The following is a 22,316-nucleotide window of genomic DNA, read 5'->3' on the forward strand; positions in this document are numbered from 1 at the left end:
CTCGGCGAGGACGACATTATTCGTATTAAAGACCAGTATGGTCGTTGCTAATTTTTTTCGGGACAAAACGCAGAATGACACAGTTAACATGCTTTAAGGCTTATGACATCCGTGGTGAACTGGGCGAGGAGCTGAACGAGGACATCGCCTACCGTATCGGCCGCGCCTACGGCGAATTTCTGAAACCCGGGAAGATAGTGGTGGGGGGCGATGTGCGCCTCACCAGCGAGTCGCTGAAGCTGGCGCTGGCCCGCGGGCTGATGGACGCCGGCACTGACGTGCTGGATATCGGCCTGAGCGGCACGGAAGAGATTTACTTCGCCACCTTCCACCTCGGGGTGGACGGCGGCATCGAGGTGACGGCGAGCCACAACCCGATGAACTACAACGGCATGAAGCTGGTGCGCGAGAACGCGAAGCCCATCAGCGGCGACACCGGCCTGCGGGATATCCAGCGCCTGGCGGAGGAAAACCAGTTCCCGCCGGTGGACCCGGCACGTCGCGGGACCCTGCGTCAGATTTCGGTGCTGAAGGAGTACGTCGACCACCTGATGGGCTACGTGGACCTGGCGAACTTCACCCGTCCGCTGAAGCTGGTGGTGAACTCCGGCAACGGGGCGGCGGGGCACGTGATTGATGAGGTGGAGAAACGCTTCGCGGCGGCCGGGGCGCCGGTGACCTTTATCAAGGTGCATCACCAGCCGGACGGCCATTTCCCGAACGGTATCCCGAACCCGCTGCTGCCGGAGTGCCGCCAGGACACCGCCGACGCGGTGCGTGCGCATCAGGCGGACATGGGTATCGCCTTTGACGGCGACTTCGACCGCTGTTTCCTGTTCGATGACGAGGCGTCGTTTATCGAGGGGTACTACATTGTCGGCCTGCTGGCGGAAGCGTTCCTGCAGAAGCAGCCGGGGGCGAAAATCATTCACGACCCGCGTCTGACATGGAACACGGTGGACATCGTGACCCGCAGCGGCGGCCAGCCGGTGATGTCGAAGACCGGGCATGCGTTCATCAAGGAGCGGATGCGCCAGGAAGACGCCATCTACGGCGGGGAGATGAGCGCGCACCATTACTTCCGCGACTTCGCCTACTGCGACAGCGGGATGATCCCGTGGCTGCTGGTGGCGGAGCTGCTGTGCCTGAAGAACAGTTCGCTGAAATCGCTGGTGGCGGACCGCCAGGCGGCGTTCCCGGCGTCGGGGGAGATCAACCGCAAGCTGGGTAATGCGGCGGAGGCGATTGCCCGCATCCGGGCGCAGTATGAGCCGGCGGCCGCCCACATCGACACAACGGACGGTATCAGTATTGAATACCCTGAGTGGCGCTTTAACCTGCGCACGTCCAATACCGAGCCGGTGGTGCGTCTGAACGTGGAGTCCAGAGCGGATGTAGCGCTTATGAATGAAAAAACGACCGAGCTGTTACACCTGTTAAGCGGGGAATAAGGTGAGAGATTTACTAACGACGATTTATCGTTATCGGGGATTTATCTGGAGCAGTGTTAAGCGTGACTTTCAGGCACGCTATCAAACCAGTATGCTTGGCGCATTATGGCTCGTTTTACAACCGCTCTCTATGATTCTGGTCTATACTTTGGTTTTTTCCGAGGTAATGAAAGCCAGAATGCCCGATAATACGGGGCCGTTTGCCTACAGTATTTATCTCTGCTCCGGGGTGCTGACCTGGGGATTATTTACAGAGATGCTGGATAAAGGTCAGAGCGTATTCATTAACAATGCTAATCTGATTAAGAAACTCAGTTTTCCGAAAATCTGTCTGCCGATCATCGTGACGTTATCGGCGGTACTTAATTTCGCGATTATCTTTAGTCTGTTTCTTATTTTTATCATTGTCACAGGTAACTTCCCTGGCTGGCTCTTTCTCTCGGTAATACCAGTACTGCTTTTGCAGATCCTGTTTGCCGGTGGGCTGGGTATGATCCTTGGTGTGATGAACGTCTTTTTCAGGGACGTGGGACAACTGGTTGGGGTTGCGCTGCAATTCTGGTTTTGGTTCACCCCTATTGTTTATGTACTAAATTCATTGCCAGCATGGGCAAAAAATCTGCTGCTGTATAACCCAATGACGCGGGTGATGCAATCTTATCAGTCCATCTTTGCCTATCATCAGGCTCCTAACTGGTATTCGTTATGGCCAGTATTGGCTCTCGCCATTATTTTCTGCGTCATCGGTTTCAGGATGTTCCGCAAACATGCGGCGGATATGGTGGATGAATTATAATGAGTTACATCAGAGTAAAGAATGTCGGTAAGGCGTATCGCCAGTATCACTCAAAGACAGGGAGACTGATCGAATGGTTATCTCCACTGAATACCAAACGCCATAATTTGAAATGGATCCTCAGCGATATTAATTTCGAAGTCGCTCCGGGAGAGGCTGTAGGTATTATTGGTATCAACGGTGCGGGTAAGAGTACCCTACTTAAACTCATTACCGGGACGTCCAGGCCTACGACCGGAGAAATTGAAATCTCCGGTCGTGTCGCTGCATTACTCGAACTGGGGATGGGGTTTCACTCTGATTTCACGGGTCGGCAGAATGTTTATATGTCTGGGCAACTGCTGGGATTATCCTCAGAGAAAATAACTGAACTGATGCCGCAAATTGAAGAATTTGCGGAGATTGGGGACTATATTGATCAACCTGTGCGTGTCTATTCCAGTGGTATGCAGGTTCGATTAGCTTTTAGCGTAGCGACGGCTATCCGTCCCGATGTGCTAATTATTGATGAAGCATTATCTGTTGGGGATGCTTATTTTCAGCATAAAAGCTTTGAGCGTATCCGAAAATTTCGTCAGGAAGGGACCACGCTGTTGCTGGTATCCCATGATAAACAGGCGATCCAAAGCATTTGCGATCGGGCCATTTTGTTGAATAAAGGCCACATTGAGATGGAAGGCGAACCTGAAGCAGTAATGGATTATTACAATGCGCTTCTGGCCGATAAGCAAAATCAGTCCATTAAACAAGTTGAGCACAATGGTAAAACGCAAACTGTTTCAGGCACTGGTGAAGTGACTATCTCTGAGGTTCATCTTCTCGATGAACAGGGCAATGTGACTGAATTTACCTCAGTAGGGCATCGTGTTAGCTTGCAGGTCAACGTTGAGGTCAAGGACGATATTCCTGAGCTTGTCGTCGGATATATGATTAAGGATCGACTAGGGCAGCCGATTTTTGGGACCAATACGCATCATCTTAAACAGACACTCACCTCCCTGAAAAAAGGAGAAAAGCGCTCGTTCTTATTCTCTTTCGATGCGAGATTGGGGGTTGGCTCCTATTCTGTCGCTGTCGCGTTGCATACTTCCAGTACGCACCTCGGCAAAAACTATGAATGGCGCGATCTGGCCGTGGTATTCAACGTCGTTAACACGGAACAACAAGAGTTTGTCGGCGTGTCCTGGTTGCCACCTGAACTGGAGATTTCTTAATGGGTTCGTCGTTTTATCGTTCATTTGAAGAACGACACAGAGGTTCGGTTGAAGATATCAAGAGCCGCCTGAGTTTTTATTTACCTTTTCTGTCACGTCTGAAGGAAATTTATCCTGATGGCGTGATTGCGGACATTGGTTGCGGGCGTGGCGAATGGCTGGAGATCCTGACGGAAAATGGCATTGCGAACATCGGCGTCGATCTCGATGATGGCATGCTGGCGCGCGCCAAGGAAGCCGGACTGAACGTGCAGAAAATGGATTGTCTGCAGTTTCTGCAAAATCAGGCGGATCAGAGCCTGATAGCGTTGACTGGTTTTCATATTGCTGAGCATTTACCTTTTGAGGTACTGCAGCAGCTCGTCATGCATACCTTGCGGGTGCTGAAACCTGGCGGTTTACTGATCCTCGAAACGCCGAACCCTGAGAATGTAAGCGTCGGCACCTGTTCATTTTATATGGATCCCACGCATAATCACCCTCTGCCGCCGCCACTGCTTGAGTTTTTACCTATTCATTATGGTTTTAAGCGGGCAATTACCGTTCGTCTTCAGGAAAAAGAGGCTCTTAAATCTCCGGATGCTGCCGTCAATTTGATCGATGTACTAAAAGGGGTTAGCCCAGACTACAGCATCATTGCTCAGAAAGCCGCGCCTGAAGATATTCTTGAACGCTTTGAACGCCTGTTTACCCAACAGTACGGCTTGACGCTAGATGCCCTGAGCAACCGTTACGATGCGATTTTGCGCCAACAGTTTTCGTCCTTTGCCTCACAGCTGGAGACGTTAAACCGTACCTATACGCGTCAGATAAGCAAAATGTCGGAGACTATTCAGACGTTGCAAGGTCAGGTTGACGAACTGAATCATGTCATCGGTCAGAATCATCAGCTTCATCAGCAAATGGCGGACTTACATAACAGTCGTTCATGGCGTATCACTCAACCACTACGCTGGCTGTCTTTGCAACGTCAATTATTACGTCAGGAAGGGGCAAAGGTGAGAGCCCGTAGGGCGGCGAAAAAAATACTGCGCAAAGGGATGGCGCTCTCGCTGGTCTTTTTCCACCGCTATCCTAAGTCTAAGGTTTATCTGTTTAAGTTTCTGAGAAAAACTGGCTGCTACACACTGCTACAACGCTTGTTCCAGCGTGTCATGCTGGTGCACTCTGACACGATGATGATGCAGTCCAGAAGATATGATGTGGGTACTGAAGAAATGACAAGTCGCGCGTTGAGTATTTATAACGAATTAAAAAATAAAAATACGGAGAAATAACGATGCGTATTGTCATTGATTTACAAGGCGCGCAGACCGAAAGCCGCTTTCGTGGCATCGGTCGTTATAGTATCGCAATCGCCAGAGCCATAATCAGAAATAACAGCCAGCATGATATTTTCATCGCGCTATCGGCCATGCTGTATGAGTCGATTGCGGATGTTAAGGCGCATTTTGCCGATCTCCTGCCGGCTGAAAATATAGTCGTCTGGCATGCCGCAGGCCCGGTGCGTGCGATGGACCAAGGTAATGAATGGCGTCGGGAGAGTGCGGAACTGATTCGAGAAGCTTTTCTTGAATCATTGCGTCCAGATGTCGTTTTCATTACGAGCTTATTTGAAGGTCATGTCGACGATGCGGCCACATCGGTACACAAATTTAGTCGGCAGTATAAAGTAGCCGTACTGCACCACGATCTTATCCCCCTGGTGCAGGCGGAGACCTATCTCCTGGACGATGTATTCAAACCCTACTATTTACAGAAAGTTGAATGGTTAAAAAACGCTGACCTTTTATTGACCAACTCTGCGTATACTGCCCAGGAAGCGATCGAGCATCTGCATTTGCAGGGCGATCATGTACAGAATATTGCAGCCGCAGCCGATCCTCAGTTTTGTATGGCGGAGGTGACTACGAGCGAAAAAGAGACGGTCCTTGGCCATTACGGTATTCAGCGTGAGTTCGTGTTGTATGCGCCTGGCGGATTTGACTCAAGGAAAAACTTTAAACGGTTAATCGAGGCTTATGCCGGGCTCAGTGATGCCTTACGTCGCACTCACCAACTGGTTATCGTCAGTAAGCTTTCCATTGGTGATCGTCAGTATCTGGAATCCCTGGCGTCAGGCAATGGTTTACAGCAGGGCGAACTGGTACTGACTGGTTATGTACCGGAACATGAGCTGATCCAGCTCTATCGCCTGTGTAAACTGTTCATCTTTGCTTCGCTACATGAAGGTTTTGGGCTACCTGTTCTGGAAGCAATGTCGTGCGGTGCGCCGGCCATTGGCTCAAATGTCACCAGTATTCCTGAAGTCATCGGTAATCCTGAAGCATTATTCGACCCGTATTCTGTTTCTTCCATTCGGGATAAGATCGCGCAATGTTTGACTGATAATGTATTCCTGGCGCATCTGAAAGAAATGGCGCAGCAGCAAGCGCGTAATTTCTCTTGGGATAAAGCAGCAGTGACTGCTCTGGAAGCTTTCGAGAAGATTGCGTCAGAAGACTCCGGCATCGCGCAGGCTTTGCCTGAGGCATTGATTCAGAAGATCCTTGCTATCTCTCATGGGCAACCAGATGAGCGCGATCTACGCTTGTGCGCAACGGCCATTGATTACAATCTGAAGACGGCAGAACTTTATCAAATTGACGATAAGGCGCTGACCTGGCGAGTGGAAGGTCCATTCGATAGCTCATATAGTCTGGCGCTGGTCAACCGGGAATTTGCCCGGGCACTCTCAGCTGATGGCGTAGAGGTGTTATTGCACTCCACTGAAGGGCCGGGTGATTTTGCGCCGGATGCCTCGTTTATGGCACAGCCGGAAAATAGCGATCTCTTGGCATTTTATAATCAATGCCGTACCCGCAAGAGTGACGAAAAGATAGATATTCTTAGCAGAAACATCTATCCACCGCGGGTTTCCGAAATGGATGCCAAAGTAAAACTCCTTCACTGTTATGCCTGGGAAGAAACGGGCTTTCCACAACCATGGATCAATGAATTTAACCGGGAACTTGACGGAGTACTGTGTACTTCGGAGCACGTTCGTAAGGTATTGATTGATAACGGACTTAATGTGCCCGCATTCGTTGTTGGCAATGGCTGCGACCATTGGCTCAATACCCCAGCCGAAACGACAAAAAATGTGGATGACGGAACCTTCCGTTTCCTGCATGTCTCTTCTTGTTTCCCACGCAAAGGGGTACAGGCAATGCTCGAGGCTTGGGGGAGGGCATTCACTCGTCGTGACAATGTCATCTTGATCATTAAGACGTTTAACAATCCGCACAATGAAATTGACGCGTGGCTGGCTCACGCCCAGGCTCAATTCGCGGAATATCCCAAAGTTGAAGTGATCAAAGAGGATATGTCTGCCAGCCAGCTTAAGGGGCTTTATGAAAGCTGCGATGTTCTGGTTGCTCCAGGTTGCGCCGAAGGCTTTGGCTTACCTATCGCTGAAGCAATGCTGAGTGGGCTACCGGCCATCGTCACCAACTGGAGCGGGCAACTTGATTTTGTTAATTCACAAAATTCATGGCTGGTTGATTATCAGTTTACCCGGGTAAAAACACACTTTGGTCTGTTTTCCTCAACCTGGGCCAGTGTGGACATTGACAACTTAACGGATGCGTTAAAAGCCGCAGCCTCGACCGATAAATCGGTGCTGCGTGGCATGGCCGATTCTGGACGCGAGCTTATTCTGCAGCAGTTTACATGGAAAGCAGTGGCCGATCGTTCTTGGCAGGCGGTCAAGACCCTGCGTGCGCATATTGATATTGCTCAGCATCGGGCGCGTATTGGCTGGTTGACGACCTGGAACACGAAATGTGGGATCGCAACCTATTCCCAACATCTGGTGGAGAGTGCACCGCATGGCGCGGATGTTGTTTTTGCTCCTCAGGTCAGTGCTGAAGATCTTGTATGTGCAGACGAAGAGTTTGTACTGCGGAACTGGATTGTAGGTAAAGAGAGCAACTATCTGGAAAACCTCCAGCCACAAATTGATGCTCTGCGACTCAATGTCATCGTGATCCAGTTCAATTATGGATTCTTCAATCATCGCGAACTGTCGGCCTTTATTCGTCGCCAGCATGATGCTGGTCGTTCAGTTGTCATGACGATGCATTCAACTGTGGATCCGTTGGAAAAAGAGCCGACCTGGAATTTCCGTCTTGCCGAAATGGCGGAGGCGCTGGCGCTTTGCGACCGGTTGTTGGTGCATTCTATTGCCGATATGAACCGCCTTAAAGATTTAGGCTTAACTGAGAATGTTGCTTTATTCCCGCACGGTGTAATCAACTACTCCGCAGCGAGCGTCGCGCGTCAACAGCAGGCTTTACCGTTGATTGCGAGCTATGGCTTCTGCTTACCGCATAAGGGCCTGATGGAGCTGGTCGAATCCGTCCATCGTCTCAAGCAAGCCGGTAAGCCGGTTCGTTTACGCCTGGTGAACGCGGAGTATCCTGTTGGAGAGTCACGCGATCTGGTGGCTGAGCTCAAAGCAGCAGCTCAGCGGCTAGGTGTTACCGATCTCATTGAGATGCATAATGATTTCCTGCCGGACGCAGATAGTCTGCGGCTGCTCTCGGAAGCTGACCTTCTGATTTTTGCTTATCAGAATACCGGGGAGTCTGCTAGCGGGGCGGTACGTTATGGTATGGCGACGCAAAAACCTGTCGCGGTAACGCCTCTGGCGATATTTGATGACCTGGACGATGCAGTCTTTAAATTTGATGGATGCAGCGTCGATGATATCAGTCAGGGGATTGACCGGATCCTGCATTCCATCCGTGAACAGGACGCTTGGGCGACCAGGACTCAACAACGTGCCGATGCATGGCGGGAACAACATGATTATCATGCTGTTTCACGCCGTCTGGTTAATATGTGTCAAGGCTTAGCTAAAGCTAAATACTTTAAATAAAAATATCCCTCTTGTATTTTTGCCTTTGAATACAAGGGGGATAGATGATGATGTGTCATTTATAATGAAAATTATTTTTGCTACTGAGCCAATTAAATATCCGTTAACGGGCATCGGTCGGTATTCCCTGGAACTGGTTAAGCGGCTGGCGGTTGCTCGTGAAATCGAAGAGCTGAAGCTGTTTCACGGCGCGTCGTTTATCGACCAGATCCCCCAGGTTGAGAATAAAAGCGATACCAAAGCCAGCAATCATGGTCGTCTGTCGGCGTTTCTGCGCCGCCAGCCGCTGCTGATTGAGGCGTATCGCCTGCTGCATCCGCGGCGCCAGGCGTGGGCATTGCGCGATTACAAAGACTACATTTACCATGGCCCTAACTTCTATCTGCCGCATCGCCTGGAACGCGCCGTAACCACGTTTCATGACATCTCTATATTTACCTGCCCGGAATATCATCCAAAAGATCGGGTTCGCTATATGGAGAAGTCCCTGCACGAGAGCCTGGATTCGGCAAAGCTGATCCTGACCGTCTCCGACTTCTCGCGCAGTGAAATCATCCGCCTGTTCAACTATCCGGCGGAGCGGATCGTCACCACCAAGCTGGCCTGCAGCAGCGACTATATTCCGCGCAGCCCGGCGGAGTGCCTGCCGGTCCTGCAGAAATATCAGCTGGCGTGGCAGGGCTATGCGTTGTATATCGGCACCATGGAGCCGCGTAAAAATATCCGCGGTCTGCTGCAGGCCTATCAGCTGCTGCCGATGGAGACCCGCATGCGCTACCCGCTGATCCTCAGCGGTTATCGCGGATGGGAAGACGATGTGCTGTGGCAGTTAGTCGAGCGCGGTACGCGGGAAGGGTGGATCCGTTACCTGGGCTATGTCCCGGATGAAGACCTGCCTTATCTGTACGCGGCGGCCAGAACCTTTGTTTATCCCTCCTTCTACGAGGGATTCGGTTTACCTATTCTTGAAGCGATGTCTTGCGGTGTGCCGGTAGTATGTTCCAATGTCACTTCTTTGCCTGAGGTGGTTGGCGATGCCGGCCTCGTTGCCGATCCTAATGATGTAGACGCGATTAGCGCGCATATTTTGCAGAGCCTGCAGGATGATAGCTGGCGGGAAATCGCCACCGCGCGCGGTCTTGCCCAGGCGAAACAGTTTTCGTGGGAGAACTGTACGACCCAGACCATTAACGCCTATAAATTACTCTAAGGGTGTCAGTTGAGAGTTCTACACGTCTATAAGACCTACTATCCCGATACCTACGGCGGTATTGAGCAGGTCATTTATCAGCTCAGTCAGGGCTGCGCCCGCCGGGGAATCGCAGCCGATGTTTTTACTTTTAGCCCGGACAAAGAGACAGGACCTGTCGCCTACGAAGACCATCGGGTCATTTATAATAAGCAGCTTTTTGAAATTGCCTCCACGCCGTTTTCGCTGAAAGCGTTAACGCGTTTTAAGCAGATTAAAGATGACTACGACATCATCAACTACCATTTTCCGTTTCCATTCATGGATATGTTGCATCTCTCGGCGCGGCCTGACGCCAGAACAGTGGTGACCTATCACTCGGATATTGTGAAACAAAAACGGTTAATGAAGCTGTACCAGCCGCTGCAGGAGCGATTTCTCGCCAGCGTCGACTGCATCGTCGCCTCGTCGCCCAACTACGTGGCCTCCAGCCAGACCCTGAAAAAATATCAGGATAAAACGGTGGTGATCCCGTTTGGTCTGGAGCAGCATGACGTGCAGCACGATCCGCAGCGGGTGGCGCACTGGCGGGAAACCGTCGGCGATAACTTCTTCCTCTTCGTCGGCGCTTTCCGCTACTACAAAGGGCTGCACATTCTGCTGGATGCCGCCGAGCGTAGCCGGCTGCCGGTGGTGATCGTCGGGGGAGGGCCGCTGGAGGCGGAAGTGCGTCGTGAAGCGCAGCAGCGCGGGCTGAGCAATGTGGTGTTTACCGGCATGCTCAACGACGAAGATAAATATATTCTCTTCCAGCTCTGCCGTGGCGTGGTCTTCCCCTCGCATCTGCGCTCCGAGGCGTTTGGCATTACGTTACTGGAAGGCGCGCGCTTCGCCAGGCCGCTGATCTCCTGCGAGATCGGCACCGGGACCTCGTTCATTAACCAGGACAAAGTGAATGGCTGCGTGATCCCGCCGAATGACAGCCAGGCGCTGGTGGAGGCGATGAATGAGCTCTGGCATAACGATGAAACCGCCAGCCGCTATGGCGAAAACTCGCGTCGTCGTTTTGAAGAGATGTTTACTGCCGACCATATGATTGACGCTTACGTCAATCTCTACACTACGCTGCTGGAAAGCAAATCCTGAGGCCAGCTACCCCCGCCGTTGCGGCGGGGGTCAACGCGTTAGTGCCGACTTTTCAGATTATCAATCACTTCCCCGAGATCCAGCCCCTGGTCCTGCAGCAGCACCAGCAGGTGATACATCAGGTCCGACGCCTCATTCTTCAGCTCGAAGCGGTCGTTCACCGTGGCGGCCAGCGCGGTCTCCACGCCTTCTTCCCCCACTTTCTGCGCAATGCGCTTGGTGCCGCTGGCATACAGCTTCGCCGTGTAGGAGCTCTCCGGGTCGGCGTGCTTACGCTCGGCCAGCAGCTGCTCCAGCTGATAGAGGAACAGCCATTGGTGGCCGGCATCGCCGAAGCAGCTGGTGGTGCCTTTGTGGCAGGTCGGCCCGATCGGATTCACCAGCACCAGCAGCGTATCGTTGTCGCAGTCCGGCGTGATGCTCACTACGTTGAGGACATGGCCCGAGGTTTCACCCTTGGTCCACAGCCGCTGTTTGGTGCGTGAGTAAAAGGTGGCCTTGCCGGTGGCTTCGGTTTTCTCCAGCGCCTCCTTGTTCATGTAGCCCAGCATCAGCACTTCGCCGGATACGGCGTGCTGCACGATGGCCGGCATCATGCCGTCCGTTTTTTCCCAGTCCAGCTGTTCAGTCAACATACCCTTATCTCCACGCCCTGTGCCGCCAGGTACGCTTTCAGTTCGCCAATATTAATAATCTGTTTGTGGAATACCGAGGCCGCCAGCGCGCCGTCAACGTCGGCGTCGCGGAAGGCTTCGAGGAAGTGTTCCATGGTGCCCGCGCCGCCGGAGGCGATCAGCGGCACATGGCACACCGCGCGAACCTTCGCCAGCTGCTGCAGATCGTAGCCGTTGCGCACTCCGTCCTGGTTCATCATATTGAGGACGATCTCGCCCGCGCCGCGCTTCTGCACTTCCTCCACCCAGTCGAGGGTTTCCCACTGCGTCACCCGGGTGCGGCTCTCGTCGCCGGTGTACTGATTGACGTGATATTTGCCGGTCTCTGCATCAAACCAGGTATCAATCCCCACCACAATGCACTGCACGCCAAAGCGGTCGGCAAGGCGGGTAATCAGCGTCGGGTCGGCGAGAGCAGGGGAGTTAATCGAGATCTTATCGGCGCCGAAGGAGAGGATCTGCGCCGCGTCTTCCAGCGACTTGATCCCGCCCGCCACGCAGAAAGGAATATCGATTACTTCCGCCACCCGCGACACCCAGCTCTTGTCGACCACCCGACCGTCGCTGGAGGCGGTGATATCATAGAACACCAGCTCGTCGGCGCCTTCGTCGGCATAGCGCTTAGCCAGCGGGACGATATCGCCGATGATCTCGTGATTACGGAACTGCACGCCTTTCACTACCTGACCGTCGCGGACGTCGAGGCAGGGGATTATCCGTTTTGCCAGCATTGAATGGCCTCCGTTACGTTGAATTTGCCTTCCAGCAGCGCGCGACCGACAATCACGCCGCGCACCCCTGTGCCGCGCAGGGCGGCAATATCATTGAGATCGCCGATGCCGCCGGACGACTGAAACGCCACCTGCGGATAGCGGGCGCAGACTTCCTCGTACAGCGAGACGTTGGAGCCCGCCAGCGTGCCGTCGCGGGAGATATCGGTGCACAGTACATGCTGCAGGCCGACCGGCAGATAGCTCTCCACCAGCTCCTCCAGGGTCACGCCGGAGTTTTCCTGCCAGCCGCTGACCGCCACCTGCTTATTGCCGTCGGCGTCGATACGCACGTCGAGGGCCAGCACCAGCCGTTCAGGGCCAAAGCGTTTAAACCAGCCTTTCACTTCCTCCGGGGATTTCACCGCAGTGGAGCCGACCACCACGCGGGCGACGCCGGCTTCAAGCAGGGCTGCGACATCCGCCTCGGTCCGCACGCCGCCGCCGACCTGCACCGGGACGTCAACGCCGGCGACCAGCGATTTCAGCAGCGGGATCTGGCGCTTCGCCGGATCCTTCGCCCCGGTCAGGTCGACCAGGTGCAGGACTTCCGCTCCCTGAGCGGCATAGGACTGCAGGCGCGGCAGCGGATCGCTGCCATAGTCGCGCTGCTGGCCATAATCGCCCTGGTGGAGACGAACGACGGTGCCGTCGATTAAATCTAAAGCAGGAATAATCATCACATCTCCAGGAAGTTTTTCAGCAGCTGCGCCCCGGCGCTCCCGGAGCGCTCCGGGTGGAACTGCACGCCAAAGAAGTTATCTTTCTGCACCGCGGCGGTGAACGCCTCGCCGTAATTGCACTGGGCGATGGTGTACGGGTTGACCGGCATGGCGTAGCTGTGCACGAAGTAGAAGTAAGCCCCTTCTTCGATGCCGCGGAACAGACGATCGCCTGCTTTGGCATACACCCGGTTCCAGCCCATGTGCGGCAGCGGCAGGCCGTGGTCGGTCATCTTCGGCACCTCTTCCTCGATAATGCCCAGCAGATCGACGCCGTTGTTCTCTTCACTGCGCTTGCCGAGCAGCTGCATGCCCAGGCAAATCCCCAGCACCGGCTGGGTACAGGCTTTGATCAGGTCGATCAGTTCGCGGTCGCGCAGCTGGTCCATCGCCGCCTGGGCGGTGCCGACGCCGGGAAGAAACAGTTTATCGGCACGCAATACCACCTCCGGGTCACGGCTGACCACCGGCTCATAGCCGTGGCGGCCAATCGCCGATTTCACCGAATTGAGGTTGGCGCACCCGGTATCAAGGATCACCACATTCATTACAGCACCCCTTTGGAAGACGGCAGGGCATCGCCCTGGACGCGGATCGCCTGGCGCAGCGTACGGCCAAAGGCTTTGAACAGGCTCTCCACGCGGTGGTGATCGTTCTTGCCCTTGGTTTTCAGGTGCAGCGTCACCGCCATGGTGTAAGAGAGCGAGCGGAAGAAGTGTTCCACCATCTCGGTGCTCAGATCGCCGACGCGCTGATAGGTGAAGTCTGCCTTATACTCCAGGTGTGGACGGCCGGAGATATCCAGCGCGCAGCGGGCGAGACACTCGTCCATCGGCAGCACGAAGCCGAAACGGTTGATGCCGCGCTTGTCGCCAAGCGCCAGCTTCAGGGCTTCGCCGAGGGCCAGGCCGGTATCTTCCACCGTGTGGTGATCGTCGATATACAGATCGCCGCCGACGTTGACCTCCATGCGGAAGCCGCCATGGGTGGCGATTTGGTCGAGCATATGGTCAAAAAAGCCGACGCCGGTGTGGATCTTGCTGCCGCCTTCGCGGTCCAGCCACACTTTCACATCCACCTGGGTCTCTTTGGTGATGCGCTCGACGTGGGCATAGCGGTCACGGCGGGTCAGTTGCTCGCAGATGGTCGGCCAGTTCAGCGTCTCGCGGTCATAGCGCAGACCGATAATCCCCATGTTATCCGCCAGCTCAAGGTCGGTGGCCCGGTCGCCAATCACATAGCTGTGGGCTTTATCCAGTACGCCCTCTTCCAGCCACGGCAGCACCAGCTGGGTTTTCGGCTTGCGGCAGGCGCAGTTGTCGCCCGGGAAGTGCGGACAAATCAGCACTTCCTCAAAGTTAACGCCCTGCGAGGCGAAGATCTGCATCATCAGGTTGTGCGGGCCATCAAACGCCTCCTGCGGCAGGCTGTCGGTGCCCAGACCATCCTGGTTGGTGATCATCACCAGCTTATAGCCTTCCTGCTGCAGCTTCAGCAGCGCCGGGATCACCTGCGGCTCGAACGCCAGCTTGTCGAAACGGTCCACCTGGAAATCTACCGGCGGTTCGGAAATCAGGGTGCCGTCACGGTCAATAAAGAGATACTTCTGGGTCATACATTCTCCGCAGTCAAGGCGTCAATCACGCGCTGGCTCTCGGCACGGGTACCGATAGTGATACGCAAACAGCCGCTCAATGAAGGTTGTTTATTCTGGTCACGTAAGATAATGCCCTGATCCCACAAAGATTTAAACACTGCGCTGGAGGCGGTTATCCGCGCCAGGACGTAGTTGGTCTCGGAATCGAAGACCTGCTCCACGCAGGCGATGCCGCGCAGCTGTTCCACCAGGTAGCGGCGCTCGTCGAGGATCTGCGCCACGCGCTGACGCATCGCGGCGATCCCTTCCGCGCTCAGCGCCTGGGCGGCGATATCGGCCACCGGCGTGGAGAGCGGGTACGGGGCGATCACTTTCAGCAGCACGTTAATCACCTCGGCGTTGGCGAGGGTGAAGCCGCAGCGCAGGCCGGCGAGGGCAAAGGCTTTGGACAGCGTGCGTAGCACCACCAGGTGCGGGTAGTCGCTGAGCCAGCCGGCGAGGGTCGCCTGCGGGCAGAATTCAATATAGGCTTCGTCGGCCACCACGATGGCTTTGCCGCGGGTCATCTCCAGCAGGTCGCGCATCGACTGCGGGTCGATAATCTGCCCGGTCGGGTTGTTCGGGCTGCAGACGAAGACCACTTTCACCCCGTCCAGCTTTGCCTCGATGCCCGGCAGGTCGAGCTGCCAGTCGGCCAGCGTCGGCACGGTGCGGCATTCGACGCCGATGGTCTCGGCGCTGACGCTGTACATGCCGTAGGTGGGCGGGCAGTAGAGCACCGCGTCTTCGCCTGGCTCGCAGAAGGCGCGGATCAGCAGCTCAATGCCTTCGTCGGCGCCGCGGCTGACCAGCACCTGCTCCGGTTTAACCCCGGCGTAGCGGGCGTAGTTCTCAATCACCGCCTTCGGCTGCGGCTCCGGGTAGCGGTTCAGCGTCTGCTCGGTCAGCTGGAAGGCCACGGCGGTGGGGAATTCGTTAGCGTTCAGCCAGACGTCGCCTTTCCCGCCCAGGCGGCGAGCGGATTGATACGGGGTCAGCGCGCGGACGTTGGCGCGGGCTAAATCTTCAATGCTCATGCTTGCTCCTTCAGGGCGGCAACGCGCAGCGTTACGGCGTTTTTGTGGGCGTCAAGGCGCTCGGCGGCGGCCAGAATCTCAATCGTCGAGGCGAGGGCGGCAAAGCCGTCGCGCGACAGCTCCTGCACGGTCATCCGTTTCTGGAAGTCGGCCAGGCCGAGGCTCGAGCAGGTGGCGGTATAGCCATAGGTCGGCAGGACGTGGTTGGTGCCCGAGGCATAGTCGCCCGCGGATTCCGGCGACCAGTCGCCAAGGAAAACCGAGCCGGCGCTGGTGATGCTGTCCACCAGCTCGCGGGCCTGGCGGGTCTGAATGATCAGGTGCTCCGGGCCGTACTGGTTGGAGATGGCCACGCACTGCGCCAGGTCGCGGGCCACGATGATCCGGCTGGCGGAGAGCGCCACGCGAGCGGTTTCGGCGCGCGGCAGGGCGGCCAGCTGGCGCTCCACGGCCCCGGCGACGCGGCTGCCCATCCCGGCGTCCGGGGTCAGGAGGATCACCTGCGAGTCCGGGCCGTGTTCCGCCTGGGACAGCAGGTCAGAGGCGACAAAGTCCGGGTTGGCGCCGCTGTCGGCGATCACCAGCACTTCCGACGGGCCGGCCGGCATGTCGATGGCCGCGCCGTCCAGACGCTGGCTGACCTGGCGTTTGGCTTCCGTGACGTAAGCGTTACCCGGGCCAAAGATTTTATCCACCTTCGGCACCGACTCGGTACCGAGGGCGAGGGCGGCGATGGCCTGCGCGCCGCCGACGTTAAAGATGGTTTTCACGCCGCACAGCTGCGCGGCGTAGAGGATCTCATCGGCGATCGGCGGCGGCGAGCAGAGCACAACCTGCTGACAGCCGGCGATGCGCGCCGGCGTCGCCAGCATCAGCACCGTGGAGAACAGCGGCGCCGAGCCGCCCGGAATATACAGCCCGACGGAGGCGATAGGGCGGGTGACCTGCTGGCAGCGCACCCCCGGCAGCGTTTCGACATCCACCGCCTGCAGCTGTTGCGCGTTGTGGAAGGTCTCGATGTTTTGCACCGCCACCGCCATCGCCTGCTTCAGCTCGTCGCTGAGGCGCTCGCCGGCGGCGGCGATCTCCGCCTCGCTCACCTGCAGCGCGGCGACGGTGGTTTTATCAAACTTCGCGCTGTATTCGCGCAGCGCCGCGTCGCCGTTGGCTTTGACGTTATCGAGGATCGCCGCCACCGTTTTACTGATGCTGTCGGAGGCGGAAATCGCCGGGCGCGTTAAGAGTTGTTGCTGTTGGTCTGCGCTACAGCCGTTCCAGTCGATGATTGTGTTGAAGCTCATGATTGTTTTCCCCTGTGTGTCCCGTGACCGGCTGGCCGATTACTCCATCATCTTCTCAATCGGCAGCACCAGAATGGAGCTGGCGCCCAGCGCCTTCAGTTTTTCCATGGTCTCCCAGAACAGGGTTTCGCTGCTGACCATGTGCATCGCCACGCGCTGCTTGTCGCCTGCCAGCGGCAGAATGGTCGGACGCTCGGCGCCCGGCAGCAGGGCAACCACTTCCTCAAGGCGTTCGGTCGGGGCGTGCATCATGATGTATTTCGACTCGCGGGCCTGGATCACCCCCTGAATACGGGTCAGCAGGCGGTCAATCAGCTGCTGTTTGGCGTCGGCCATTTCGCCGTCGCGCTGGATCAGGCAGGCTTTGGAGCGGTAGATCACTTCCACTTCGCGCAGGCCGTTGGCTTCCAGGGTGGCGCCGGTGGAGACGAGGTCGCAAATGGCGTCGGCGAGGCCGGCGCGCGGCGCCACTTCCACGGAGCCGTTCAGCAGACAGGATTTAAAGGAGATACCTTTTTGATCGAGGTAGCGCTTCAGCAGGTGCGGGTAAGAGGTGGCGATACGTTTGCCGTCCAGCGCCGCCGGGCCGTTCCAGGCTTCATCCACCGGGGTCGCCAGCGACAGGCGGCAGCCGCCGAAGTCGAGACGACGCAGGGTGAAGTAGCGCGGGTCTTCGCCCTGGGCGCGGCGGCTGAGCAGCTCTTCTTCCAGCACGTTTTCGCCGATAATGCCGAGGTCGACAACACCGTCCATCACCAGGCCCGGGATATCGTCATCACGCACGCGCAGAATGTCGATTGGCATATTTTCCGCCAGCGCAATCAGACGCTGGGTGTGCAAATTGACTTTAATGCCGCAGCGGCTGAGTAATTCGCGTGAATCTTCGCTTAAACGGCCTGATTTCTGAATAGCTATGCGTAAACGGGTGTTGTCTAACATTGTTCTTTTCCTCTGAATACCTGTCTGAATCTGTCCGAATTTGGTCCAAAAAAAAGCCCCCGGAAGTGAATCTTCCGGGGGCTCTCTGCGCGTTCATGCACCACTGGAAGATCCAAATGTCTTCCAGCACACATCGCCTGAAAGACTAGTCAGGATGATGGTGATGATGGTGGTGTTTAAATTGAACGCGGTTCATAAAATTCTCTGTGAATGACTATGCATTTGATGTCCTTTAACCTAAACCACTTCCGCCGCAGAAAGCAAGGGCTTTTTTCTATCATTAATTCATTTCACATTGAGCGAAGAAATTGTCAGTTGCCGCTGGCTGGCGTAGCCTGTAATCAGCACAGCGAAAGAGTCAGGAGCCTGGGATGAAAAAGGTCGCGATAGTCGGTTTGGGATGGCTGGGGATGCCGCTGGCGCTGTCGTTGACGGCGCGAGGCTGGCAGGTCACCGGCAGTAAAACCACGCAGGATGGCGTGGAGGCGGCGCGGATGTGCGGGATCGACAGCTATCCGCTGCGCCTGGAGCCGCAGCTGGTCTGTGATACCGAGGACCTCGACGCGCTGATGAACGTCGATGCGCTGGTGATCACGCTGCCGGCCCGGCGGACCGGAGCGGGGGAAGGGTTTTATCTGCAGGCGGTGCAGGAGATCGTCGATACCGCGCTGGCGTACCATATTCCGCGGATCGTCTTCACCAGCTCCACCTCGGTGTATGGCAACGTCAACGGCACGGTGAAAGAGAACTCCCCGCGCCTGCCGGAGACCGCCAGCGGGCAGGTGCTCAAGGAGCTGGAGGACTGGCTGCACAACCTGCCGGGGACGTCGGTGGATATTCTGCGCCTGGCCGGGCTGGTGGGGCCGTCCCGTCATCCGGGACGTTTTTTCGCCGGCAAGTCGGCGCCGGATGGCCAGCATGTGGTCAATCTGGTGCATTTGCAGGATGTGGTGGCCGCCATCGAACTGCTGCTGCAGGCTCCGAAGGGCGGGCACATCTATAATCTATGTGCGCCCCGCCATCCGGCACGCGGCCTCTTTTATCCGCAGATGGCCCGCGAGCTGGGGCTGCCGCCGCCGGTGTTCAGTGACAGCCCGGACGGCGGCCAGGGCAAGATTGTGGATGGCAATCGAATCTGCAATGAGCTGGGGTTTGAGTACCAGTACCCCGATCCGCTGGTGATGCCGATGGAGTGATTCGCCAGCGGTGATTCGCATACCGTAAGGGGGTAGCGATGAAACCACTGCTGGATGTCCTCGTGATCCTCGACGCACTGGAAAAAGAGGGGAGCTTTGCCGCGGCGTCGGCAAGGCTCTTTAAAACGCCCTCGGCGCTGAGCTACACCATTCACCGGCTGGAAAGCGATCTCAATATTCAGCTGCTCGACCGCAGCGGTCACCGCGCGCGCTTTACCCCCACCGGACAGATGCTGCTGGAGAAAGGACGGGAAGTGCTGCATATCGCCCGCGAACTGGAGATCCGGGCGGTTAAGCTGCAGCAGGGGTGGGAGCATACCCTCCGCCTGGCGGTAGACAGCACTTTTCCCGTGGCGCAACTCTCGCCGCTGATCGCCGCATTTTATCAACAGCAGCCGCTGACCCGGCTGCACTTCACGCTGAACCCCTCGCTGCTGGACTGGCGGCCGCTGACTGAAGGGCAGGCCGATCTCCTGCTGGGGGCGCTCGGCGAGCCGCCGCCGCTGAGCGGCTATGATTATCTTCCCCTTGGCGAGCTGGATCTGGAGCTGGTGGTCTCCCCGCAGCATCCTCTGGCGGAGCGTCGCGCCCCGTTGAGCTGGCGAACTCTGCGCCGTTACCGCGCGGTCGCCACCGGCGAGGGCGGGGCGCTGCTCGGCGATCAGGAGACCCTGACGGTATGTGACGTTACGGGGCAGCTGACGCTGCTGCGCATGGGGCTGGGGTGGGGCTGCCTGCCGCGTTACCAGGTGCAGGGGCTGCTGGAGAGCGGCGAACTGGTCAGCCTGGCCGTGCGCGGGCAGTCGCCTCGTCAGCACGCGTGGATCGGCTGGAATGACGCTACCTGCGGTTTGGCTGGCAAATGGTGGCGGGAAACGCTATTAGCAAATAGTGCTATTTTTACAATTTATCATATGGAAACCGTATAGATATTAGCACGTTAAAAAATATGCTTACGCAATGAACTTCATAACATCTTGTCAACGCCGTTGAATTTGTTGCAAAATATGCGGCCTGAAAACCAGAGACTAGCCGACGCTTTTTTTTAAAGTGTCGGTTATTTTTTTGGTCGAAAGACACATCATTCAATACCAAGAGGCCGGGCTTCGTACCGGATAGATATTTACTAAAAACCGACAGTCGTTGTCGCTGAGGAATAGAAAGAAATGGGGCAATTTTTTGCTTACGCGCTGGCGTTCACCGTAAAAGGGGATAACTATGTCGCATAACGCTACTCCAAATACCTCTCGCGTGGAATTACGTAAAACACTTACGCTAGTTCCGGTTGTAATGATGGGCCTGGCCTATATGCAGCCGATGACGCTGTTCGATACGTTTGGTATCGTCTCTGGTATGACCGACGGTCACGTGCCGACGGCCTACGCCTTTGCGTTAATCGCTATCCTGTTTACTGCGCTGAGCTACGGCAAGCTGGTACGTCGTTACCCGTCCGCCGGCTCGGCGTATACCTATGCGCAGAAATCCATCAGCCCGACCGTTGGCTTTATGGTGGGTTGGTCCTCGCTGCTCGACTACCTGTTCGCGCCGATGATCAACATTCTGCTGGCGAAAATCTATTTTGAAGCGCTGGTGCCTTCGATTCCGTCGTGGGTGTTTGTTATCGCGCTGGTCGCCTTTATGACCGCCTTTAACTTGCGCAGCATTAAATCCGTGGCCAACTTCAACACCGTGATCGTGGTGCTGCAGGTGGTGCTGATTGCCGTGATCCTCGGCATGGTGATTTATGGCGTGTTTGGCGGCGAAGGCGCCGGTACGCTGGCCAGCAGCCGTCCGTTCTGGTCCGGTGACGCGCACGTGATCCCGATGATTACCGGGGCGACGATCCTGTGCTTCTCGTTTACCGGCTTCGACGGCATCAGCAACCTGTCTGAAGAGACCAAAGATGCAGAGCGCGTCATTCCGCGCGCGATCTTCCTGACCGCGCTGATCGGCGGCCTGATCTTCATCTTTGCCACCTACTTCCTGCAGCTGTACTTCCCGGATATCTCGCGCTTTAAAGATCCGGATGCGTCACAGCCGGAAATTATGCTCTACGTGGCAGGTAAAGCCTTCCAGGTTGGCGCGCTGATCTTCTCCACCATCACCGTACTGGCTTCCGGTATGGCGGCGCACGCTGGCGTGGCGCGTCTGATGTACGTGATGGGGCGTGACGGCGTGTTCCCGAAAAGCTTCTTCGGCTACGTCCACCCGACCTGGCGCACTCCGGCGATGAACATCATCCTGGTCGGTGCTATTGCCCTGCTGGCGATTAACTTTGACCTGGTGATGGCGACGGCGCTGATTAACTTTGGTGCGCTGGTGGCGTTTACCTTCGTTAACCTGTCGGTGATTTCGCAGTTCTGGATCCGTGAGAAACGCAACAAGACGCTGAAAGACCACTTCCAGTATCTGTTCCTGCCGATGTGCGGCGCCCTGACCGTCGGCGCGCTGTGGGTCAACCTGGAAGAGAGCTCGATGATTCTGGGCCTGATCTGGGCCGGTATCGGTCTGGTCTATCTGGCCTGCGTGACCAAAAGCTTCCGCAACCCGGTGCCGCAGTACGAAGACGTGGCGTAAGGCGTAGCGTGATGTGATTGAGAAAAGCCGGAGGGAAACCTCCGGCTTTTTTTCGTTTGGCCCGGTGCTATATCTTTTGCCCGGCGGCGCTGCGCTTGCCGGGCCTGGGGTATATAAGCTGACGGGAGGCCTCCGTAGGCCGGGTCAGGCGCAGCCGCCACCCGGCACAAAAGCGGCTCCGCGCCCGCTGCCCTTGCCCGGCAATATGTTGGCCACGGAAACGACTGCCGGACGGTTCCCTCTCCCCCCGGGAGAGGTTAGGGTGAGGGAAAGCACTGCTGGGAAGTCTTTTATGTTATCTGTGGCTTCAGCGGGCATTGCGCTCCCGGTAAGTCTTCTGCGTTATGTCTCTCATGGCGCAGGGAGCGCACAGGGGGCGGCCAGTCGCCGCCGCCCCCTGTACCCCCGGGCTCCGGCCAGCAAAATCGCCGCTGCGCGGTCCCTTCGACTTATCCCTGCAGGCTTCGGGTCGGGCCGAGGCAGCGTCCATGCAAAACACGGCCCTCAGCCCGCATCCATGCGGGCTGCCCCGGCCTTCCGGGAACGTCTCAGCGATTTTGAGGCCGCCAGCACCGGCAGTTTCAGTCACGCAAGTGGGTAAATCAAGGACAGGTCGCACGAACCCTGTAGGCCGGGTAAGGCGCCAGCCGCCACCCGGCACAAAAGCGGCTCCGCGCCCGCTGTCCTTGCCCGGCGGCGCTGCGCTTGCCGGGCCTACGGTATTGAATAACCTTCTGATATATAAAT

Annotated in this window: 19 protein-coding genes and 1 other annotated feature; of the genes, 10 read left to right on the top strand and 9 right to left on the bottom strand. The window is 56.5% G+C overall.

The window, feature by feature from the left end; all coding sequences use genetic code 11:
* The first annotated feature begins 74 nt into the window (after positions 1-74).
* The 7 genes from rfbK to wbdC all read left to right on the top strand — a co-directional run bounded on the left by rfbK (position 75) and on the right by wbdC (position 10,717).
* Positions 75-1,451 carry an O9 family phosphomannomutase RfbK gene (gene rfbK / locus ABLV64_RS24555; protein ID WP_024622796.1) on the top strand — a complete coding sequence of 459 codons (1,377 nt, stop codon included), beginning with the start codon at positions 75-77 and terminating at the stop codon, positions 1,449-1,451.
* Between the two features lies 1 nt (position 1,452).
* A complete protein-coding gene (gene wzm, locus ABLV64_RS24560; RefSeq protein ID WP_019704354.1) occupies positions 1,453-2,247 on the top strand; it encodes an O8 family O-antigen export ABC transporter permease subunit in 795 nt (264 codons plus the stop codon).
* On the top strand, positions 2,247-3,461 hold the full coding sequence (gene wzt, locus ABLV64_RS24565) for an O8 family O-antigen export ABC transporter ATP-binding subunit (protein ID WP_080828086.1): 1,215 nt from the start codon (positions 2,247-2,249) through the stop codon (positions 3,459-3,461). Before wzm ends, wzt begins: the two co-directional genes overlap by 1 nt.
* Positions 3,461-4,738 carry a class I SAM-dependent methyltransferase gene (locus ABLV64_RS24570; RefSeq protein WP_080828088.1) on the top strand — a complete coding sequence of 426 codons (1,278 nt, stop codon included), beginning with the start codon at positions 3,461-3,463 and terminating at the stop codon, positions 4,736-4,738. Before wzt ends, ABLV64_RS24570 begins: the two co-directional genes overlap by 1 nt.
* A 2-nt stretch (positions 4,739-4,740) precedes the next feature.
* Positions 4,741-8,382 carry a glycosyltransferase gene (locus ABLV64_RS24575; RefSeq protein ID WP_099441902.1) on the top strand — a complete coding sequence of 1,214 codons (3,642 nt, stop codon included), beginning with the start codon at positions 4,741-4,743 and terminating at the stop codon, positions 8,380-8,382.
* Between the two features lie 64 nt (positions 8,383-8,446).
* Positions 8,447-9,592, top strand: coding sequence for a glycosyltransferase family 1 protein (locus ABLV64_RS24580; protein ID WP_004203596.1), 1,146 nt, complete (start codon positions 8,447-8,449; stop codon positions 9,590-9,592).
* A gap of 9 nt (positions 9,593-9,601) precedes the next feature.
* Entirely contained in the window at positions 9,602-10,717 is a 1,116-nt protein-coding gene (gene wbdC, locus ABLV64_RS24585) for an N-acetyl-alpha-D-glucosaminyl-diphospho-ditrans,octacis-undecaprenol 3-alpha-mannosyltransferase WbdC (protein WP_049092725.1), read from the top strand.
* A 38-nt stretch (positions 10,718-10,755) separates the two neighbouring features.
* On the opposite strand, the gene hisIE is transcribed toward wbdC, so the two are convergent.
* From hisIE to hisL, 9 genes are all read right to left on the bottom strand, one after another.
* A complete protein-coding gene (gene hisIE / locus ABLV64_RS24590; RefSeq protein WP_080828091.1) occupies positions 10,756-11,352 on the bottom strand; it encodes a bifunctional phosphoribosyl-AMP cyclohydrolase/phosphoribosyl-ATP diphosphatase HisIE in 597 nt (198 codons plus the stop codon).
* Positions 11,346-12,122, bottom strand: coding sequence for an imidazole glycerol phosphate synthase subunit HisF (gene hisF, locus ABLV64_RS24595; protein WP_004180497.1), 777 nt, complete (start codon positions 12,120-12,122; stop codon positions 11,346-11,348). The genes hisIE and hisF overlap by 7 nt, the downstream gene beginning before the upstream one ends.
* Positions 12,104-12,841, bottom strand: coding sequence for a 1-(5-phosphoribosyl)-5-[(5-phosphoribosylamino)methylideneamino]imidazole-4-carboxamide isomerase (gene hisA, locus ABLV64_RS24600; protein WP_004200373.1), 738 nt, complete (start codon positions 12,839-12,841; stop codon positions 12,104-12,106). Before hisA ends, hisF begins: the two co-directional genes overlap by 19 nt.
* Positions 12,841-13,431: an imidazole glycerol phosphate synthase subunit HisH gene (gene hisH, locus ABLV64_RS24605; RefSeq protein ID WP_002912227.1), complete on the bottom strand. Its 591-nt coding sequence runs from the start codon at positions 13,429-13,431 to the stop codon at positions 12,841-12,843. The genes hisA and hisH overlap by 1 nt, the downstream gene beginning before the upstream one ends.
* Positions 13,431-14,498, bottom strand: a complete 1,068-nt coding sequence (gene hisB, locus ABLV64_RS24610) for a bifunctional histidinol-phosphatase/imidazoleglycerol-phosphate dehydratase HisB (protein ID WP_017899706.1) — start codon at positions 14,496-14,498, stop codon at positions 13,431-13,433. Before hisB ends, hisH begins: the two co-directional genes overlap by 1 nt.
* Positions 14,495-15,556, bottom strand: coding sequence for a histidinol-phosphate transaminase (gene hisC / locus ABLV64_RS24615; protein ID WP_032453441.1), 1,062 nt, complete (start codon positions 15,554-15,556; stop codon positions 14,495-14,497). Before hisC ends, hisB begins: the two co-directional genes overlap by 4 nt.
* Positions 15,553-16,857 carry a histidinol dehydrogenase gene (hisD, locus tag ABLV64_RS24620; RefSeq protein ID WP_099441900.1) on the bottom strand — a complete coding sequence of 435 codons (1,305 nt, stop codon included), beginning with the start codon at positions 16,855-16,857 and terminating at the stop codon, positions 15,553-15,555. The genes hisC and hisD overlap by 4 nt, the downstream gene beginning before the upstream one ends.
* Before the next feature lie 39 nt (positions 16,858-16,896).
* The gene (gene hisG / locus ABLV64_RS24625; protein WP_002912152.1) at positions 16,897-17,796 is read right to left on the bottom strand and encodes an ATP phosphoribosyltransferase; all 900 of its coding nucleotides are present in this window, start codon (positions 17,794-17,796) and stop codon (positions 16,897-16,899) included.
* A gap of 47 nt (positions 17,797-17,843) precedes the next feature.
* Positions 17,844-17,966 (bottom strand) — a sequence feature (His leader region).
* On the bottom strand, positions 17,942-17,992 hold the full coding sequence (gene hisL / locus ABLV64_RS24630) for a his operon leader peptide (RefSeq protein WP_004899375.1): 51 nt from the start codon (positions 17,990-17,992) through the stop codon (positions 17,942-17,944). (Overlaps the previous feature by 25 nt.)
* A gap of 175 nt (positions 17,993-18,167) precedes the next feature.
* On the opposite strand from hisL, the gene ABLV64_RS24635 reads away from it, so the two are divergent.
* The 3 genes from ABLV64_RS24635 to plaP all read left to right on the top strand — a co-directional run bounded on the left by ABLV64_RS24635 (position 18,168) and on the right by plaP (position 21,569).
* Positions 18,168-18,992, top strand: coding sequence for an SDR family oxidoreductase (locus tag ABLV64_RS24635; RefSeq protein ID WP_004203585.1), 825 nt, complete (start codon positions 18,168-18,170; stop codon positions 18,990-18,992).
* A gap of 38 nt (positions 18,993-19,030) precedes the next feature.
* Complete coding sequence (locus ABLV64_RS24640; RefSeq protein ID WP_099441899.1) at positions 19,031-19,921, top strand: LysR substrate-binding domain-containing protein; 891 nt, start codon at positions 19,031-19,033, stop codon at positions 19,919-19,921.
* A 289-nt stretch (positions 19,922-20,210) separates the two neighbouring features.
* A complete protein-coding gene (gene plaP, locus ABLV64_RS24645; RefSeq protein ID WP_004203583.1) occupies positions 20,211-21,569 on the top strand; it encodes a putrescine/proton symporter PlaP in 1,359 nt (452 codons plus the stop codon).
* Positions 21,570-22,316: the final 747 nt, after the last annotated feature.

This window comes from Klebsiella sp. JB_Kp031 (assembly GCF_040064295.1).
GTDB lineage: Bacteria > Pseudomonadota > Gammaproteobacteria > Enterobacterales > Enterobacteriaceae > Klebsiella > Klebsiella quasipneumoniae.

What these genes read in the sequence shown, in the direction of transcription:
- ABLV64_RS24640 (WP_099441899.1), top strand. Translation starts at nt 19,031, where the DNA reads ATGAAACCACTGCTGGATGTCCTCGTGATCCTCGACGCACTGGAAAAA.
- hisF (WP_004180497.1), bottom strand. Translation starts at nt 12,122, where the DNA reads ATGCTGGCAAAACGGATAATCCCCTGCCTCGACGTCCGCGACGGTCAG.
- ABLV64_RS24635 (WP_004203585.1), top strand. Translation starts at nt 18,168, where the DNA reads ATGAAAAAGGTCGCGATAGTCGGTTTGGGATGGCTGGGGATGCCGCTG.
- wzt (WP_080828086.1), top strand. Translation starts at nt 2,247, where the DNA reads ATGAGTTACATCAGAGTAAAGAATGTCGGTAAGGCGTATCGCCAGTAT.
- hisB (WP_017899706.1), bottom strand. Translation starts at nt 14,498, where the DNA reads ATGACCCAGAAGTATCTCTTTATTGACCGTGACGGCACCCTGATTTCC.
- hisD (WP_099441900.1), bottom strand. Translation starts at nt 16,857, where the DNA reads ATGAGCTTCAACACAATCATCGACTGGAACGGCTGTAGCGCAGACCAA.
- hisH (WP_002912227.1), bottom strand. Translation starts at nt 13,431, where the DNA reads ATGAATGTGGTGATCCTTGATACCGGGTGCGCCAACCTCAATTCGGTG.
- hisC (WP_032453441.1), bottom strand. Translation starts at nt 15,556, where the DNA reads ATGAGCATTGAAGATTTAGCCCGCGCCAACGTCCGCGCGCTGACCCCG.
- hisA (WP_004200373.1), bottom strand. Translation starts at nt 12,841, where the DNA reads ATGATTATTCCTGCTTTAGATTTAATCGACGGCACCGTCGTTCGTCTC.
- rfbK (WP_024622796.1), top strand. Translation starts at nt 75, where the DNA reads ATGACACAGTTAACATGCTTTAAGGCTTATGACATCCGTGGTGAACTG.
- ABLV64_RS24580 (WP_004203596.1), top strand. Translation starts at nt 8,447, where the DNA reads ATGAAAATTATTTTTGCTACTGAGCCAATTAAATATCCGTTAACGGGC.
- ABLV64_RS24575 (WP_099441902.1), top strand. Translation starts at nt 4,741, where the DNA reads ATGCGTATTGTCATTGATTTACAAGGCGCGCAGACCGAAAGCCGCTTT.
- plaP (WP_004203583.1), top strand. Translation starts at nt 20,211, where the DNA reads ATGTCGCATAACGCTACTCCAAATACCTCTCGCGTGGAATTACGTAAA.
- hisG (WP_002912152.1), bottom strand. Translation starts at nt 17,796, where the DNA reads ATGTTAGACAACACCCGTTTACGCATAGCTATTCAGAAATCAGGCCGT.
- hisIE (WP_080828091.1), bottom strand. Translation starts at nt 11,352, where the DNA reads ATGTTGACTGAACAGCTGGACTGGGAAAAAACGGACGGCATGATGCCG.
- ABLV64_RS24570 (WP_080828088.1), top strand. Translation starts at nt 3,461, where the DNA reads ATGGGTTCGTCGTTTTATCGTTCATTTGAAGAACGACACAGAGGTTCG.